This is a genomic window from Luteimonas sp. GW821-FHT14E02 (genome assembly GCF_058803905.1).
The window spans coordinates 32,666-48,910 of the sequence record NZ_JBXAPK010000002.1 but is presented as its reverse complement, the minus strand read 5'-3'; the positions used below and the strand labels follow the sequence as shown (position 1 = coordinate 48,910).

Annotated in this window: 13 protein-coding genes; 12 read left to right on the top strand and 1 reads right to left on the bottom strand. The window is 66.6% G+C overall.

The window, feature by feature from the left end; translation table 11 throughout:
- Positions 1 to 210: 210 nt before the first annotated feature.
- Both dsbD and AC1RNP_RS03330 read left to right on the top strand, forming a co-directional pair.
- Positions 211 to 2,679 carry a protein-disulfide reductase DsbD gene (dsbD, locus tag AC1RNP_RS03335; RefSeq protein ID WP_493049838.1) on the top strand — a complete coding sequence of 823 codons (2,469 nt, stop codon included), beginning with the start codon at positions 211 to 213 and terminating at the stop codon, positions 2,677 to 2,679.
- On the top strand, positions 2,679 to 3,281 hold the full coding sequence (locus AC1RNP_RS03330; protein WP_493049837.1) for a TlpA family protein disulfide reductase: 603 nt from the start codon (positions 2,679 to 2,681) through the stop codon (positions 3,279 to 3,281). Before dsbD ends, AC1RNP_RS03330 begins: the two co-directional genes overlap by 1 nt.
- 7 nt (positions 3,282 to 3,288) lie before the next feature.
- Here the strand turns inward: AC1RNP_RS03330 and AC1RNP_RS03325 are convergent, their stop codons facing one another.
- Positions 3,289 to 3,528: a hypothetical protein gene (locus tag AC1RNP_RS03325; protein ID WP_493049836.1), complete on the bottom strand. Its 240-nt coding sequence runs from the start codon at positions 3,526 to 3,528 to the stop codon at positions 3,289 to 3,291.
- 216 nt (positions 3,529 to 3,744) lie between these two features.
- On the opposite strand from AC1RNP_RS03325, the gene aroQ reads away from it, so the two are divergent.
- The 10 genes from aroQ to AC1RNP_RS03275 all read left to right on the top strand — a co-directional run bounded on the left by aroQ (position 3,745) and on the right by AC1RNP_RS03275 (position 16,210).
- On the top strand, positions 3,745 to 4,194 hold the full coding sequence (aroQ, locus tag AC1RNP_RS03320; protein WP_493049835.1) for a type II 3-dehydroquinate dehydratase: 450 nt from the start codon (positions 3,745 to 3,747) through the stop codon (positions 4,192 to 4,194).
- 173 nt (positions 4,195 to 4,367) lie between these two features.
- Positions 4,368 to 4,847: an acetyl-CoA carboxylase biotin carboxyl carrier protein gene (gene accB, locus AC1RNP_RS03315; protein WP_493049834.1), complete on the top strand. Its 480-nt coding sequence runs from the start codon at positions 4,368 to 4,370 to the stop codon at positions 4,845 to 4,847.
- 87 nt (positions 4,848 to 4,934) lie between these two features.
- Positions 4,935 to 6,302 carry an acetyl-CoA carboxylase biotin carboxylase subunit gene (gene accC / locus AC1RNP_RS03310; protein ID WP_493049833.1) on the top strand — a complete coding sequence of 456 codons (1,368 nt, stop codon included), beginning with the start codon at positions 4,935 to 4,937 and terminating at the stop codon, positions 6,300 to 6,302.
- Between the two features lie 202 nt (positions 6,303 to 6,504).
- Positions 6,505 to 8,454, top strand: coding sequence for a hypothetical protein (locus AC1RNP_RS03305; RefSeq protein ID WP_493049832.1), 1,950 nt, complete (start codon positions 6,505 to 6,507; stop codon positions 8,452 to 8,454).
- Positions 8,455 to 8,505: 51 nt separating this feature from the next.
- The gene (gene prmA / locus AC1RNP_RS03300; RefSeq protein ID WP_493049831.1) at positions 8,506 to 9,432 is read left to right on the top strand and encodes a 50S ribosomal protein L11 methyltransferase; all 927 of its coding nucleotides are present in this window, start codon (positions 8,506 to 8,508) and stop codon (positions 9,430 to 9,432) included.
- A gap of 50 nt (positions 9,433 to 9,482) precedes the next feature.
- Entirely contained in the window at positions 9,483 to 10,583 is a 1,101-nt protein-coding gene (locus AC1RNP_RS03295; RefSeq protein WP_493049830.1) for a DUF3426 domain-containing protein, read from the top strand.
- A gap of 107 nt (positions 10,584 to 10,690) precedes the next feature.
- On the top strand, positions 10,691 to 10,960 hold the full coding sequence (fis, locus tag AC1RNP_RS03290) for a DNA-binding transcriptional regulator Fis (RefSeq protein ID WP_493049829.1): 270 nt from the start codon (positions 10,691 to 10,693) through the stop codon (positions 10,958 to 10,960).
- A 200-nt stretch (positions 10,961 to 11,160) separates the two neighbouring features.
- A complete protein-coding gene (purH, locus tag AC1RNP_RS03285) occupies positions 11,161 to 12,732 on the top strand; it encodes a bifunctional phosphoribosylaminoimidazolecarboxamide formyltransferase/IMP cyclohydrolase (protein WP_493049828.1) in 1,572 nt (523 codons plus the stop codon).
- A 65-nt stretch (positions 12,733 to 12,797) separates the two neighbouring features.
- The gene (gene purD / locus AC1RNP_RS03280; RefSeq protein WP_493049827.1) at positions 12,798 to 14,081 is read left to right on the top strand and encodes a phosphoribosylamine--glycine ligase; all 1,284 of its coding nucleotides are present in this window, start codon (positions 12,798 to 12,800) and stop codon (positions 14,079 to 14,081) included.
- 185 nt (positions 14,082 to 14,266) lie between these two features.
- Positions 14,267 to 16,210: an MFS transporter gene (locus AC1RNP_RS03275; protein WP_493049826.1), complete on the top strand. Its 1,944-nt coding sequence runs from the start codon at positions 14,267 to 14,269 to the stop codon at positions 16,208 to 16,210.
- The last annotated feature ends 35 nt before the right edge of the window (positions 16,211 to 16,245 follow it).

Genomic DNA, 16,245 nt, shown 5'->3' with positions numbered 1-16,245 from the left:
AGCGGGCAGGCGCATGAGTAGGCTTGCAGGCCCGCCCGTCCTGACCATGCCTGCTTTGAACTTGCCTGCTCCGAATCGGCCCACTCCCCGCTCCCGCCCCTCCTCCGACCGAACTCCCGCTCGCGGCGGCGGTCGAAGCGTGGAGCCGCGCGCGGACGCCTTACAGCCGGGCCGCCGCATATCCCGTTCCGGAGCCGAGATTTGAAGCCGATGTCGTGGCGTTTGCGACGATTTGTCGCCCTGGTCGCTCTTGCCCTGTCCCTGCCGCCGATCGCCGCCTGGGCCGCGATCGACGAGAAGGACCTGCTGCCCGTCGACGAGGCCTTCGCGCTCACGGCGAAAGCGACCGAGGACGGCCGCATCGAATTCGGCTGGAAGATCGCCGACGGTTATTACCTCTACCGGCATCGCATCAAGGTCTCGGCGACGGACGGCGCCAAGCTCGGCGCGATCGCGGTGCCGAACGGCGAGCCGCACGAGGACGAGTTCTTCGGGCGCGTGGAAACCTATCGCAAGCAACTGACCGGCCATGTGCCGATCGTGTCCGTCGGCGGCTCTATAAAAGATGGCGGCAGCATCGCGCTGAAGATCGGCTATCAGGGCTGCGCCGATGCCGGCGTGTGCTATCCGCCACAGACGCGCACGTTGACCGTGGCCCTGCCCGCCGCCTCGAACGCCGCCAGCGACGCCGCCGGAACCAGCAACAACAACACGGGCGATGGCAGCTTCGCCGCGCTTGGCGCCGTGCTGGGCGGACGCCGGCCAGCCTCTCCCGGCACGGATGGCGTCGCTGGCAGTGATCCGCTGCCCCTGCCGCCGGAACAGGCGTTCGGTTTCGAAGCCATCGCCGATGGCGGCAACACCTTGCTGCTGCGCTTCACGCCGGCGCGCGGCTATTACCTGTATCGCGACAAGACGCAGCTCAAACTCACCGCCGACAGCATCACGCTCGGCGCGCCGCGCTGGCCGAAGGGCGTACTGCATCGCGACGAGCACTTCGGCAATGTCGTGGTGTATTTCAATCAGGTCGAAGTGCCGCTGCCGCTGCGCCGCACGAAGACCGATGCGCAGCAGGTGGTGCTCACCGCGAGTTTCCAGGGATGCCAGGACGAGGGCATCTGCTATCCGCTGATGACACGGAAGATTTCGGTGGCGTTGCCGGCGGGTACTGTCACCACTGCGGAAGACACTGCGACACCGCCTGAAACCGCGACAAGCCCGCCCGCCTCGGGCAACGATCAAGCCGCGGCGAACGCGACCGCATCCTCATCCGCCGGGACGGCGACGGCTGGTTCCTCCACGACGACCTCCTCCACGGCCGCCGCCCCCGATGCCGCGACAACCTCCTCGGAGACGAACGCGCAGGATGCCGCCGGCGCCGAACAAGCCGAGGACGTCAAACTCGCGGCGGGCCTCGCCGGCGGCAATCGCTGGCTCACGCTGCTGTGGTTCTTCCTCGGCGGCCTCGGTCTTGCCTTCACGCCCTGCGTGCTGCCGATGATCCCGATCCTGTCCGGCCTGATCGCGGGCCAGGGCACGCGCCTGGGCACTTCGCGCGCGCTATGGCTGTCGTTCGTCTACGTGCTGGCCAATGCACTGGTCTTCACGGTGGCCGGCGTGATCGCGGGCCTCGTCGGCGCGAATTTGCAGGCCGCCTTCCAGACGCCCTGGGTGCTCATCCTGTTCGCCCTGCTGTTCGTGGCGCTGGCACTGTCCTCGTTCGGACTCTACGAACTGCAGTTGCCGGCCGCGCTGCGCGCGAAGCTCGGCAACATCAGCGACAAGCAGCGCGGCGGTTCGATGCTCGGCGTCGCCGCGATGGGCGCGCTGTCGGCGTTGATCGTCGGTCCGTGCGTGGCTCCGCCCCTGGCGGCGAGCGTGCTCTACATCAGCCAGACCCACGATCCGGTGCTCGGCGGCGCCTCGCTGTTCCTGCTGGCGATGGGCATGGGCGTGCCGCTGCTGGCGTTCGGTGCGGCCGCAGGTCACGGCATGCCCACCAGCGGACCGTGGATGACGGCGGTGCAGCGCGTCTTCGGTTTCGTGTTCCTGGCGCTGGCGGCGTGGATGCTTTCGCGCATCGTGCCGGGACCGGTGACGCTGGCGCTGTACGGCTTGGTCGCGCTGGCGGCAGCGGCATGGGCGTTCGCGGGCACGCGTCATGACAGCGAACGCGTGCGCTGGCTCGCCCGCTTCGCCGGATTGGTGCTGGCGATCGTCGGCGCCGCGCAACTGCTCGGCGCGCTCGGCGGCGGACGCGATCCGTTGCAGCCGCTGGCCGGGGTGTTCGGCGGCGGCGCGCAGCATCGCGAACTTGCCTTCCGCACCATCAAGTCCACACAGGATCTCGACCGCGAACTCGCCGCCGCGCAAGCCGCCGGCAAGCCGTTGATGTTCGACTTCTATGCCGACTGGTGCGTGTCGTGCAAGGAAATGGAGAAGTACACCTTCACCGATCCCGCGGTGCAGTCGGCGCTGGACGACTTCGTGCTACTGAAGGCCGACGTCACCGCCAACGATGAAGTCGACCAGGCGTTGATGAAGCGCTTCGGCATCATCGGACCGCCGGGCACGCTGTTCTTCGTCGATGCGACCGAGAAGCGCGGCCTGCGCCTGGTCGGTTTCGAAAAAGCCGAGGCCTTCGTCGCGCGCGTGCAGCGCGCGCACGGGGCGAAGTGATGCGTTCGGGGACGAAAATCGTGCTCGTGGCGCTGGCCGCGGGCACGCTCGGCGCCATCGCCAGCCTCGCCATGAACGGACCCGGCCCCTTCCTCGGCAGCGAACTCGGCCAGCGCCTCCTGCAATCCTCGATGGACGCGAGCGCGCCGCCCGTGCCCGCCGGCGTCAACGTCGCCAGGCGCGGCGAGCGCATCGCGGGCTTCACCGTGGCCTCGCTCGATGGCCAGAAAACCGGCGTCCCCGCCGCTTACGCCGGCCGGCCCGTGCTGATCAATGTCTGGGCCAGCTGGTGCGGCCCCTGCATCGAGGAAATGCCGGAGCTGCAACGCTTCCACGCACAACAGGGCGACCACGGCACGCAAGTGGTCGGGATCGCCTTGGATGATGTCGCCGCCGTCCGCGACTTCCTCGGCCGCGTCCCGGTGACCTATCCGATCCTGGTCGACGCCGCGGGGCCCGCCGACGCCGGCGTCCGCCTCGGCAACCCCAAGGGTGTGCTGCCCTATTCCGTGCTGGTCTCGGCCGACGGACGCTTGCTCAAGCAGCGCATCGGGCCGTTCCGCACCGGCGAGATCGACGACTGGGCGGCTACGGCCGAATGAACCCGCCTCAGGGGCGCGGCCACGTGCCGTGTCGGTCGGTCCAGCGGATCGCCGCCCAGTACCAGACCGCCGAGAACAGGAAGCTGGCGCCGAGGAAAAAGATCGGTTTCTGCAGACCGGCGACGACTCCAACGGCCGCCAACGCCAGCGAGAAGAAGAGGAATCCGTAGGCCGTTGCCTTGGTGCGAATCCCCATCAGCCCCACGCGCACATACGCCGGCTCCCCTTCCGTTCCTTGACGCTGCATCGCGGCTCCTCCGTGCATGATCCCCGCCTTCACGGTACCGGAGCGCCACCGGCGCCGGGAAGTCCCCGGCCGGGAAGCCGCGATACGGCGGGCTTTCCCACAATCAAACAAGCGCTTAAATCGCGCGAATCGCCACAAACTTCGTCGATCTGGACAGTATCGCCCGCTTCCCGCAGACTGCGCGCCTGTCCCGACGGCCCCCGACATCTGGTTCCGATGGCCAAATTGCTGGTTCTGCACGGCCCCAACCTCAATCTGCTCGGCACCCGCGAGCCGGAGGTCTACGGCCGCACCACGCTCGCGCAGATCGACGCCGGGCTCCAGGCCCAGGCCGCCGCCGCCGGCCATGCGCTGGAGAGCCTGCAGTCCAACGCCGAGGCCGTCCTGGTCGACCGCGTTCAGGCCGCGCGCGCGGACGGCACCGATTTCATCCTGATCAACCCGGCCGCCTTCACCCACACCTCGGTCGCCCTGCGCGACGCGCTGGCGGCGGTGGCCATCCCGTTCATCGAAGTGCATCTGTCCAATCCACACAGCCGCGAGCCGTTCCGGCGCACCAGTTACTTCAGCGACCTCGCGGTCGGCGTGGTCTGCGGCTTCGGGGCGGACAGTTATCGCTACGCGCTGGAGGCCGCCATGGGGCGGCTTGGCAAAGTTGACAGGTAGACGCGCGATCAAGATGTCCGTTTCCTACTCTCCAACCATGCCGCCGCCCTCCATGGCGCGGCTCCGTGACTTGCGGGCCGTCCGGCCCGGCCATCCATGGCCGGGCGTTCAGGTCCGCTGTCGATGCCGATAGGGCATCGACAGAGCGCGGCCCTTCACCCACCGAGGCCATCATGGACCTGCGAAAAATCAAGAAGCTGATCGATCTGCTCGAAGAGTCGAATCTGTCGGAAATCGAAATCAAGGAAGGCGAGGAATCCGTGCGCCTGGCGCGCGTACCTAAGGGCGGCTACACGGTCGCCGCGCCCACCGTCGTCCATGCCGCCCCGCCGGCGGCGACGCCGATGCCGATGCACTCGCCCACCGAAGCGGCCACCGGCGGCAGCAAGTCGGCGGACCCCAATGCAGGACTGCCGGCCGGCCACGTGGTGCGCGCGCCGATGGTCGGCACCTTCTACGCCTCGCCCGCACCGGACAAACCCGCCTTTGTCAGCATCGGCGCCACGGTCAAGGCCGGCGACACCCTCGGCATCATCGAGGCGATGAAGATGTTCAACCCCATCGAGGCCGACGTCTCCGGCACCGTGCTCGCCATCCAGTGCGAGAGCGGCCAGCCGGTCGAATTCGACCAGCCGCTGTTCGTGATTGGGTGAGCGGGAATTTCGAGCGGCACTGCCGCGAGCCCGCGAACGCCCACCGGCCATGCCGGCGGGCCGGGACGACCACATGGGAAATGAAACATGCTTGACAAGGTAGTAATCGCCAACCGTGGCGAGATCGCGCTGCGCATCCTGCGCGCCTGCCACGCCATGGGCATCCGCACGGTCGCGGTGCATTCCACCGTCGACCGCAACCTCAAGCACGTGGCGATGGCCGACGAGTCGGTGTGCATCGGCCCCGCGCCTTCCTCGGAGAGCTACCTCAACATGCCGGCGCTCATCGCCGCGGCGGAGGTCACCGACGCGCAGGCGATCCATCCCGGCTACGGCTTCCTGAGCGAGAACGCCGACTTCGCCGAGCGCGTCGAGCAGAGCGGCTTCATCTTCATCGGCCCGAAGGCCGACACCATCCGCCTGATGGGTGACAAGGTCGAGGCGATCCGCGCCATGAAGAGCGCCGGCGTGCCCTGCGTGCCAGGCAGTGGCGGACCGCTCGGCGACGACGCGGCCACCAACGTCAAGATCGCGCGCGAGATCGGTTATCCGGTGATCGTGAAGGCGGCCGGCGGCGGCGGCGGACGCGGCATGCGCGTGGTGCACACCGAGGCCGCGCTCAACAACGCCATCGCCACCACCAAGTCGGAAGCCAAGGCCGCGTTCGGCAACGACATGGTGTACATGGAGAAATTCCTCGAGAACCCGCGCCACGTCGAGATCCAGGTGCTGGCCGACGGCCAGGGCAACGCCATCCACCTCGGCGAGCGCGACTGCTCGATGCAGCGCCGCCACCAGAAAGTGGTGGAGGAAGCACCCGCGCCCGGCATCACGCCGGAACAGCGCGCCGAGATCGGTCGCGTCTGCGTGGAAGCCTGCATCCGCATCGGCTATCGCGGCGCCGGCACGTTCGAGTTCCTCTACGAGAACGGCCGCTTCTACTTCATCGAGATGAACACCCGCATCCAGGTGGAACATCCGGTCACCGAGATGGTCACCGGCATCGACCTGGTACGCGAGCAGTTGCTGATCGCCGCCGGCCACAAGCTGTCGATCAAGCAGGAAGACGTGGTGCTGAACGGCCATGCCATCGAGTGCCGCATCAACGCCGAGGACCCGGACACCTTCCTGCCCTCGCCCGGCCTCGTGCAGCACTTCCACGCACCCGGCGGCCCCGGTGTGCGCGTGGACTCGCACGTCTACGAAGGCTATCGCGTGCCGCCGAACTACGATTCGATGATCGGCAAGCTCATCGTCCACGGCGCCACGCGCGCGCAGGCGATCGCGCGCATGCGCGTGGCGCTGTCCGAGATGGTCGTCGACGGCATCAAGACCAACATCCCGCTGCAGCAGCGCATCCTCGCCGACGGCGGCTTCCAGCAGGGTGGGCAGAACATCCACTACCTCGAGAAACGGCTGGCGGAGCGGAAGGAGAAGTCCCTCTCGATCGTCTGAGCGGCCTGGGCTACTCGTGCTTTTGCGCGCACACCAATCGGGCGGGATTGAGCGACAGCATGTGTAGGGCGTGCCCCGGCACGCCTCTTTTTGTCCCTGCGCGGCAATACCGGCGTTCGTCACAAGCCAAACGTGACCAACCCCTTCATTTCTCCCCTCTTATGCTCCGGCCCCTCATCACCCACCCTGAGAGGACCGACGCATGCGTTTCCGTTCCAATCTCCTGTTCCTCGCCGCACTGGCGACCATCGGTTCCGGCGCCGCCTACGCGCTGACCGGCGCAGGCTCGCCCGCCGCTTCCACCACGACCGTCGCGACACGACAGACGACCACGCAAGCAGGTGACGTCGGCATCCGCTGGAATCGTGAATTGGCGGGCAACCTCGGCATCCGCATCCTGCCGGCGGCTGGCGCATCGCAGGGCAAGGACGGCAGCGAACACTTCGCCCTGCAACCGGCGCAGACGCTGCGGTTCAGCGTGCGCTCGGGCTACGTGCGGGAATTCTCCGGCGGATCGTTGCAGGCGCGCGGCGGCTTCGTGCTGGCGCTACGCAAGGGACAGCTCGACCTGAGCGGTTTCCGTCTCGTCCCCAGGCAGAACGGCAAGGATCGGACCGCGCTTGCATTCGATCTCGTCGGCGCCGACGGCATCGCCTGGTTCCAGGTCGATCGCATCATGCATGAACTGCGCGACGACGGCTCGCTGTCCGTTCCGACTTCGGACCTGCGCATCAGCCGGCGCCTCGCGCAGCGCCTGGGCATGCCGGAAGTCGCCGGCTGGACGATCGGCGAAGTGCAACTGCAATTGTCCACGCGCTCGACCACCGGTGCTCGCACCGCGACAGCCATGCTCGCCGGCGGAATCCATTGGGCCGGCGATCCCGCGCCCGACGGCGGCACCTATCAGAACGACCTCTTCATGCAGCAGACCACGGTGCAGTACACGCGCTGCAGCGGCTGCACCGGCGAATACGGCAGCGGCCGCGTCGTGTTCACGCCTTCCTCCACGCTCAAGAACAACGTCAACGCCGGCAGCCTGCAACCGACGATCGCCAACGATCCGCTCGGCACCAGCAGCGCGCGCTACACGGCCGGCATTCCCTGGTACAGCAAGTTCTCCGGTAACTTCGCGCCGTACAACAACGATCAGCATCCGTACCTGACCTGGAACATGTACCGCTACAACCCCGACGGCAGCCTCGAACAGATCGGCCGCTCCGGCATCAAGCACGCCTTCCTCACCACCAACGGCGAATGCCTGGATACCGATGACCACGACTCCCACATCCTCGGCCGCGGCTGCGTGGACACGTACTCGACCAGCCACAACGACAGCAACAACGGCTTGTCGCCGCGCGCGGAACTCCTACCCGCCACGGGCCAATGGGGCCGTTGCGGCTCCAGCTTCGACACCAACTGCGACGGCATCGCCAATGCGTCGCCGGCGACGGACAATTTCTACCAGCGCCTGATCGTCAACGAATCGCAGATCGCGCCCGGCCGCAACAATGGCGCCAACTGGCTGTTCGAATCCTGGTATCTCGCGCGCGGCGACATCAACCTCTACAACTCGATGTCCACCAAGCAGATCACGCATCGATGGACCGGCAGCGCGTGGAGCGTCAACGAGATCCAGGAGAAGCTCGGCCCCGCCATCGATCACTGGTTCGCCGCCGATGCGCTGCCGGCATCGAACAAGAAGAACCAGGAACTGGTCGCCGACGGCGCGCACGCCAAGGTGGCGGTCAAGGCATTCAATCTCGGCAACGGCTTCTGGCGTTATCACTACGCGGTGATGAACTTCGATTTCACCTTCGCGCAAACCTCCGGCGCGGAACCGAACCTGCGCATCCTCTCCAATCAGGGCTTCGACAGCTTCGCACTGTCCACCGCCAGCGCCGCGCAGGCGACCGACCTGCTGTTCCGCGACGGCGACTTGAACGCCGGCAACAACTGGTCGTTCTCCAACAGCGGCGGCAGCCTGAAGTGGAGCAACGCCAGCGGCACCGCCAGCACCTTGTGGTGGGGCACGCTGTATGCGTTCTCGTTCACGTCGCCGAAGGCGCCAGTCGCGGGCACGGCGACCTTGTCGGCGAACAACGCGGCGACCCCGCGCCAATACACGGTCGCGACGCTGGTGCCGGGCGCCTGAGGCCGGCAGTTGAGGCTATTAACAGTCGCGGCTCCCGGTTAACCTGAGCGGATGCCGTTTCTAGAACTTACCCTCCGCTGCCGCGAATCCGAACAACCCCGCTACGAACGCGCGCTCGACGACGTCGGCGCGCTGGCGGTGACGATGCTCGACGCCGATGCGGACACCTCGAACGAACATGCCATCCTCGAACCCGGCGTCGGCGAGACGCCGTTGTGGGATTCGATCACGCTGACCGCGCTGTTCCCGCACGATGCCGATGCGCTGCTGCTGCTCGCCGCGCTGGAGGCCTTCGATCCCGAACTGGACTGGACGCAGGCAGGTTTCCGCAGCGTCGAGGATCAGGACTGGGAACGCGCCTGGATGGACCAGTACGTGCCGCTGCGCTTCGGCGAACGTGTCTGGATCGTGCCGTGGAATTATGACGTGCCAACGGAGGCGCAGACACCCGACGCCGCGGTGGTGCGTCTCGATCCCGGCCTCGCCTTCGGCTCCGGTACGCATCCGACCACGGCACTGTGCCTGCGCTGGTTCGACGCGCTGGCCGCCGATGGCCGGCTGCAAGACCAGACCCTCCTCGATTTCGGCTGCGGCAGCGGCATCCTGGCGCTGGCGGCACTGAAACTGGGCGCGGCGAAGGCAGTCGGCGTCGACAACGACCCGCAGGCTTTGATCGCCACGCACGACAACGCCGAACGCAACGGCGTCGGTGACGCGCTCACGGTGTATCTGCCGCAAGACGAGCCGACTGCGACGACATACCCGATCGTCGTCGCCAACATCCTCGCCTCCGCGCTCGACGCGCTGGCCGACCTCTTGGCCGCGCGCGTCGCACCCGGCGGGCACATCGCCTTGTCCGGCATTCTCGACGGCCAGCAGGACGCACTGCTGCAGCGCTACGCCGCCTGGTTCGACGACCTGCGCGTCAGCATCGACGGGGACTGGGTGCGAATCGACGGCGTGCGCCGCGCGGCCTGACCCCAAGCGGGATGATCCTGCGGCACCGGCTGTGATTGAATAGCCGCCCCATGTTCATCAACTGCCCGCAATGCCGCGCCCTGGTCGCCACCGACCTCGCGACCGGCCAACCGCCCGAGCGCTGCCCGCGCTGCTCCGCGCGCCTGCGCGAAGCACCCGAAAGCGTGACGGCGGCCGAAGCGACGCAGCCAGATGCGGGCACGCCCCCTCCGACCGAACCGTCGAAGGCAACGGCGGAAAATCCGGCACCGAAACCCGATGCCACCACGAACACCGCCGCGCAGGATGCCGCTCTCGTCGTCGCCCTGCCCGGCACCGCACCGGCCACGCCGCCACCCAGTGCGCCGGTGCCGAAATCGTTTCTGCATAACTTCTCCAACTTCCTGAAAACACCGTCGCCGGAAGTGGAAGCGGCAACCGCGAATGCCGTCGCCGAAACGAATGAAACGAACGATGAAGTCACCGAGGTCGTCGCAGCGACTTCCGATAACGAAACGATCGATGACATCGCTCCCGCGCCGGAACCCGCGCAACCGGCACAATCGCCGCCTGATGACGACAAACCTGCGCCCGTCGTCGCATCTGTTCCAGTAACGCAACCCAAACACCGCAAAGAGACAAAAGCGCAAGCAAAATCCGCGCCCAGTTTCGTGCGCGCCGTCGACACCTCGGGAGCAACGCAGGCCACGCACGGCTGGAAATTACCGGCCGCCATCGCCGCGCTCGCGCTGCTGTTGGCACTGCAATTGCTTCTGGCCGATCGCAACCGCCTCGCGGCGGATGCGGGCTGGCGTCCCGTCGTCGCCGCCGTGTGCGGCGTGTTGCGCTGCTCGCTGCCGCCATGGCGCGAGCCCGCCGCTTTCGTGCTGATCGATCGCGACGTGCAGGCGCACCCGAAGAAATCCGGCGTTCTGCGCGTCACCGCCACGTTCCGCAACGATGCGCGCTGGGCGCAGCCTTGGCCGCGCCTGCAGCTCATCTTGTCTGACATCAATGGCAATCCCGTTGCCGCGCGCGTATTCACCGTGCGCGAATATCTCGGCGCCGCACCGCAACAATCGCTGCTCGCCAGCGGCCAGAGCGCATCCATCGCCATGGACATCGTCGAACCGGCCGCGCGCAGCGTGGCTTTCGATTTCGCACTGCAGTAATCGACGCTTACGCTCTGACGCAGATCACATTGGCGTCCCCGCCCCGAGCGCGCTAGACTCGTTCCCCCGTCGCGAACGGCGGGTGCGAAGATTCACGGGAAGCCGATTTGAACGCCGAACGCTCCGACAACGCCAGCCGCATCGGTGCCCGCGCACCGCTGCGCGAGCACGTCGCGAATTCGGTGCGTCGTTATCTCGGCGACTTGAACGGCAGCGACGCCGACAATCTGTACGAGATCGCGTTGCGCGAACTCGAAATTCCGCTGTTCACCGAAGTGCTGAACCATTGCGACGGCAATCAGAGCCGCGCCGCCGGCATGCTCGGCATCCATCGCGCGACGTTGCGCAAGAAGCTGCGCGACTACGGCCTCGGCTGATTCCGCAACCTGGCAAGACCTTTGCTCGTCGCTCCCACGAAGGCGGGAATCCCATGTCTTTCGTGCCGATATCGTAATCGCAAGGGCAAAGTCCCTGGATTCCCGCCTTCGCGGGAATGACAGCCTCGGACAGGCATCTTCCGGCCATTCCAGCCCAGCTCCCCTATAATTTACGGCCCCGCCGCCGTCCCCCTCCCCGCATGTCCAACGACCGTCTGCCCATCCGCAGGGCGCTGCTGTCCGTGTCCGACAAGACCGGATTGATCGATCTCGCCCGCGCGCTCGCCGTGCGCAACGTGGAATTGCTCTCCACCGGTGGCACCGCCAAGGCGATCCGCGAGGCCGGATTGCCGGTGCGCGACGTCTCCGAAGTCACGGGCTTCCCCGAAATCATGGACGGCCGCGTCAAGACGCTGCATCCGAAAATCCACGGCGGCCTGCTCGGACGCGCCGGCACCGACGATGCGGTGATGGCCAAACACGACATCACGCCGATCGATTTGCTGGTGCTGAACCTGTATCCGTTCGAGGAAGTCTCCGCGAATCCGGACAGCTCGCTCGAGGAGATCGTCGAGAACATCGACATCGGCGGCCCGGCCATGCTGCGCGCCGCGGCGAAGAATTACGCACGCGTCGCGGTGGCCACCGATCCGGCGCAGTACACCGGCCTGCTCGAGGAACTGCAGGCGAACGACGGCACGCTTTCGGCGAAGACACGCTTCACGCTCTCCGTCGCCGCCTTCAACCGCGTCGCACAGTACGACGCCTGCATCAGCCATTACCTCTCGTCACTGCAGGACGATGGCACGCGCGCGACGTTCGCCGCGCAGGCGAACGGCACCTTCGTCAAGGTGATGGACCTGCGTTACGGCGAGAATCCGCACCAGCAGGGCGCGTTCTATCGCGACCTGTATCCCGTACCGGGCACGCTCGCCACCTTCACGCAGCTGCAGGGCAAGGAGCTGAGCTACAACAACCTCGCCGATGCCGATGCGGCCTGGGAATGCGTGCGCCAGTTCGAAACGCCCGCCTGCGTGATCGTCAAGCACGCGAACCCGTGCGGCGTGGCAACGGGCGCCGCCTGCGGCGACGCTTATGAACTCGCCTACGTCACCGATCCCACTTCCGCATTCGGCGGCATCATCGCCTTCAACACCACGCTGGACGCGGCGACGGCGAAGGTCATCCTCGACCGCCAGTTCGTGGAAGTGCTGATCGCGCCGGATTACGAGCCGGGCGCGCTCGACTATGCGAAGAAAAAGGCCAACGTGCGCGTGCTGCGCATCCCGCATGGCGACGGCCGCAACAATGTCGACGTCAAGCGCGTCGGCTCCGGCCTGCTGATGCAAAGCGCTGACATCCGCGAAGTGACGCGCGACGAATTGAAGGTCGTCACCAGGCGCGCCCCCTCCGAAGCCGAACTCGCCACGCTGCTGTTCGCCTGGCGCGTGGCCAAGTTCGTCAAGTCCAACGCAATTGTTTATGCCAAGGACCAGCGCACCATCGGCATCGGCGCGGGGCAGATGAGCCGCGTTATCAGCGCCAAGATCGCCGGTCTCAAAGCTGAGGAAGCCGGGTTGACGGTGGCCGGGTCGGTGATGGCTTCCGATGCCTTCTTCCCGTTCCGCGACGGCATCGACGCCGCCGCCGGCGTGGGCATCCGCGCCGTGATCCAGCCCGGCGGTTCGATGCGCGATGGCGAGGTGATCGCCGCCGCGGATGAGCACGACATGGCGATGGTGTTCACTGGCGTGCGGCATTTCCGGCACTAAGCAAATCCCTCGCAAGAGCCCGCACATCTCTGTGCGGAGATTCAAACGAAGATCGAAGGCCCCTCATGAAAATCCTCGTCATCGGTTCCGGCGGTCGCGAACACGCTCTTGCATGGAAGCTGGCGCAATCCCCGCGCATCAGCGAAGTGATCGTCGCAGCCGGCAACGCCGGCACGGCGCACGAGGGCAAATGCCGCAACGTCGATGTCGCGGCCACCGATCTCGATGCGCTGCTCGATCTGGCCAAGCGCGAAGCGGTGGCGCTGACCGTGGTCGGCCCGGAAGGCCCGCTGGTGGCCGGCGTGGTCGATCGCTTTCGTGCGCAGGGCCTGCGCATCTTCGGGCCGACCGCCGCCGCCGCGCAGCTGGAAGGCAGCAAGGCGTTCGCCAAGGATTTCCTGGCGCGACACGGCATTCCCACCGCGCATTACGCGGTGCATACCGACGTCGATGCCGCACTTGCCTACGTCCGTGAAAAAGGCGCGCCCATCGTCATCAAGGCCGATGGCCTCGCCGCAGGCAAGGGTGTGATCGTGGCGATGACGCTGGAAGAGGCGGAAAACGCGATCACCGACATGCTCGCCGGCAACGCCTTCGGCACCGCGGGCGCGCGGGTGGTGATCGAGGAATTCCTCGACGGCGAGGAAGCCAGCTTCATTTCCATGGTCGACGGCACGACCGCATTGCCGATGGCGACGTCGCAAGACCACAAGCGTGTCGGCGACGGCGACACCGGCCCGAACACCGGTGGCATGGGCGCGTACTCGCCCGCGCCGGTGGTGACGCCGGAAGTGCATGCGCGCGTGATGCGCGAGGTCGTCGAACCCACGGTTCGCGGCATGGCCGCCGACGGCGTGCCGTTCACCGGCTTCCTCTACGCCGGGCTGATGATCGACCAGCAGGGCGCGCCCAAGGTGATCGAGTTCAACGTGCGATTCGGCGATCCGGAAACGCAGCCGGTGATGCTGCGCCTGCGCTCGGACCTGCTCGATCTGGTCGAGGCGGCGATCGATGGCCGCCTCCATGACGTCGAGGCAGAGTGGGACGCGCGCCCGTCGCTGGGCGTGGTGATGGCGGCGGCGGGTTATCCGGGCACGCCGCGCACCGGCGACACCATCAACGAATGGGACGTGCCCGACGTGGCCGACACCAAGGTCTTCCACGCCGGCACGAAGCTGGTCGACGGCAGCATCGTCACCACCGGCGGGCGCGTGCTGTGCGTCTGCGCGCTAGGCGAGACGGTCGCCGAGGCGCAGAAGCGCGCGTATGCGGAGGTGGCGGGCATTTCGTGGCCGGGCGAGTTCCACCGGCACGACATCGGCTGGCGGGCGATCGCGCGCGAAAGTTAAGCGCTTTTCCCTTCTCCCACCGGGAGAAGGTGGCGCGAAGCGCCGGATGAGGGCGGGAGAATCATTTGCCAGGGAACGTTCCTCGGCCAGTGATTTCCCGCCCTCATCCGCCCCTACGGGGCACCTTCTCCCGGTGGGAGAAGGGAAAAGCAAATGCTAGGCTCCCGCAAACCCTCGGGGGCCGCATGGCATACAACCAGTTCGAACTGCTGCGGCAACGCCGCTTCCTGCCCTTCTTTTCCGTACAGGCGCTCGGCGCGTTCAACGACAACGTGTACCGGCAGGCCATCATCGGCCTGCTCGGCTATCTGGCTGTGGCCGACGCCGACCGCACGCTCTACGCCAATCTGGCGCCGGCCATCTTCATCCTGCCGTACTTCCTGTTTTCCTCGATCGCCGGTCAGTTCGCGGAGAAGCTGGAGAAGTCGCGCCTGATCCGCGTCACCACGATGATGGAAATCGCGATCATGTCGGTGGCCGCGATCGGGTTCCTGTTGCAGAACATGCCGCTGCTGCTGGTGGCGCTGTTCTGCACTGGCGTGCAGTCCACGCTGTTCGGGCCGGTGAAGTATTCGATCTTGCCCTCGGTGCTGAAACCCGAGGAGCTGACCGGCGGTAATGGTCTGGTGGAGATGGGCACCTCGATCTCGATCCTCGTCGGCATGATCTTCGGCGGCCTGATCTTCACCATCGCCGGCAGTCATGGCACGGTGGTGGCGGCCGTCGCGATCATCCTGCTCGCGATCACCGGCAATCTCGTCTCGCGCATGATCCCGAAGGTGGACGCGGGCGCGCCGGATCTGAAGATCAACTGGAATCCGATACCGGAATCCGTCGCGATCTGGAAACTCACCCGCAAGCAGACCGCCGTGCGCAATGCGGTGCTGGGCGTGTCGTGGTTCTGGTTCATCGGCACCGTCCTCACCGCGCAGCTGCCGAGCTATGCGGTCGTCAATCTCGGGGCGATGCCGAGCAACACCACGGTCTATGTGTTCTGCCTGGCGCTGTTCTCCGTCGGCACCGGCGTGGGTTCGCTGTTGTGCGAGAAGCTCTCCGGCCGCACGGTGGAGATCGGCCTGGTGCCGCTGGGCGCGTTCGGCATCAGCGCGTTCCTGATCGATCTGTATTTCGCGCGCAGCGGCGTGCCGCCGGTGACCGGGCTGACGTTGAGCAGCTTCGTGCAAGCGGCGGGCACGTACCGCCTGATGATCGATCTGGTCGGCATCGGCCTGTTCACCGGCTTCTTCGTGGTGCCGTTGTTCGCGCTGATCCAGAGCCGCACGCCGAAGAACGAGATCTCGCGCGTGATCGCCGGCATGAACATCCAGAACGCCGCCTTCATCGTGCTGGCGGCGGTGCTCGGCATCGCGCTGCAGATGAAGGAACTGACGCTGTTCGGTCACCGCATCGCCATGCCCGGCCTGAGCATTCCGCAGGTATTCCTGGCACTGGCGATCGCCAACGCATTGGTGGCGATCTACATCTTCACGCTGGTGCCCGAATTCCTGATGCGCTTCCTCAGCTGGGTGCTGGTGCGCGCGCTGTACCGGCTGCGCCTGCACGGCATCGAGAAGAACATTCCGGACGAAGGCCCCGCGCTGCTGGTCTGCAATCACGTGAGTTACATGGATGCGCTGATCCTGTCGGCGGCGATCCCGCGGCCGGTGCGCTTCGTGATGTATTACAAGATCTTCAACATCCCGGTGATGAGCTGGATCTTCAAGCAGGCCAAGGCGATCCCGATCGCCGGCGCGAAGGAGGATCCGGAACTGATGCAGCGCGCGTTCGACGAGATCGACGCGGCATTGGCCGACGGGCAGCTGGTCGGCATTTTCCCGGAGGGCGCGTTGACCAAGGATGGCGAGATCGCGCCGTTCAAGTCAGGCGTGGAACGCATTCTGGAACGCGCCCATGAAAACGGGCGCCTTGTTCCGGTGGTCCCGATGGCGCTGCGCGGCATGTGGGCCAGCATGTGGAGCCGCCGCGACACGCGCCTGGGCCGCATGCGTGTGCCGCGGCGCTTCCGCGCGCACATCGAGATCGCCGTCGCAGCGCCCATGGACGGCCGGACGGCGACTGCGGAAGGCCTGGAGGCGCAGGTGCGGGCACTGCGCGGCGACACCGCCTGACCGCGCCGGTGACTTTGCCGCAGGCCTGTGTTCAG

Excerpts from the sequence above, each read along its gene's own strand:
- dsbD (WP_493049838.1), top strand. The coding sequence starts at position 211 with ATGTCGTGGCGTTTGCGACGATTTGTCGCCCTGGTCGCTCTTGCCCTG.
- AC1RNP_RS03330 (WP_493049837.1), top strand. The coding sequence starts at position 2,679 with ATGCGTTCGGGGACGAAAATCGTGCTCGTGGCGCTGGCCGCGGGCACG.
- AC1RNP_RS03325 (WP_493049836.1), bottom strand. The coding sequence starts at position 3,528 with ATGCAGCGTCAAGGAACGGAAGGGGAGCCGGCGTATGTGCGCGTGGGG.
- aroQ (WP_493049835.1), top strand. The coding sequence starts at position 3,745 with ATGGCCAAATTGCTGGTTCTGCACGGCCCCAACCTCAATCTGCTCGGC.
- accB (WP_493049834.1), top strand. The coding sequence starts at position 4,368 with ATGGACCTGCGAAAAATCAAGAAGCTGATCGATCTGCTCGAAGAGTCG.
- accC (WP_493049833.1), top strand. The coding sequence starts at position 4,935 with ATGCTTGACAAGGTAGTAATCGCCAACCGTGGCGAGATCGCGCTGCGC.
- AC1RNP_RS03305 (WP_493049832.1), top strand. The coding sequence starts at position 6,505 with ATGCGTTTCCGTTCCAATCTCCTGTTCCTCGCCGCACTGGCGACCATC.
- prmA (WP_493049831.1), top strand. The coding sequence starts at position 8,506 with ATGCCGTTTCTAGAACTTACCCTCCGCTGCCGCGAATCCGAACAACCC.
- AC1RNP_RS03295 (WP_493049830.1), top strand. The coding sequence starts at position 9,483 with ATGTTCATCAACTGCCCGCAATGCCGCGCCCTGGTCGCCACCGACCTC.
- purH (WP_493049828.1), top strand. The coding sequence starts at position 11,161 with ATGTCCAACGACCGTCTGCCCATCCGCAGGGCGCTGCTGTCCGTGTCC.
- purD (WP_493049827.1), top strand. The coding sequence starts at position 12,798 with ATGAAAATCCTCGTCATCGGTTCCGGCGGTCGCGAACACGCTCTTGCA.
- AC1RNP_RS03275 (WP_493049826.1), top strand. The coding sequence starts at position 14,267 with ATGGCATACAACCAGTTCGAACTGCTGCGGCAACGCCGCTTCCTGCCC.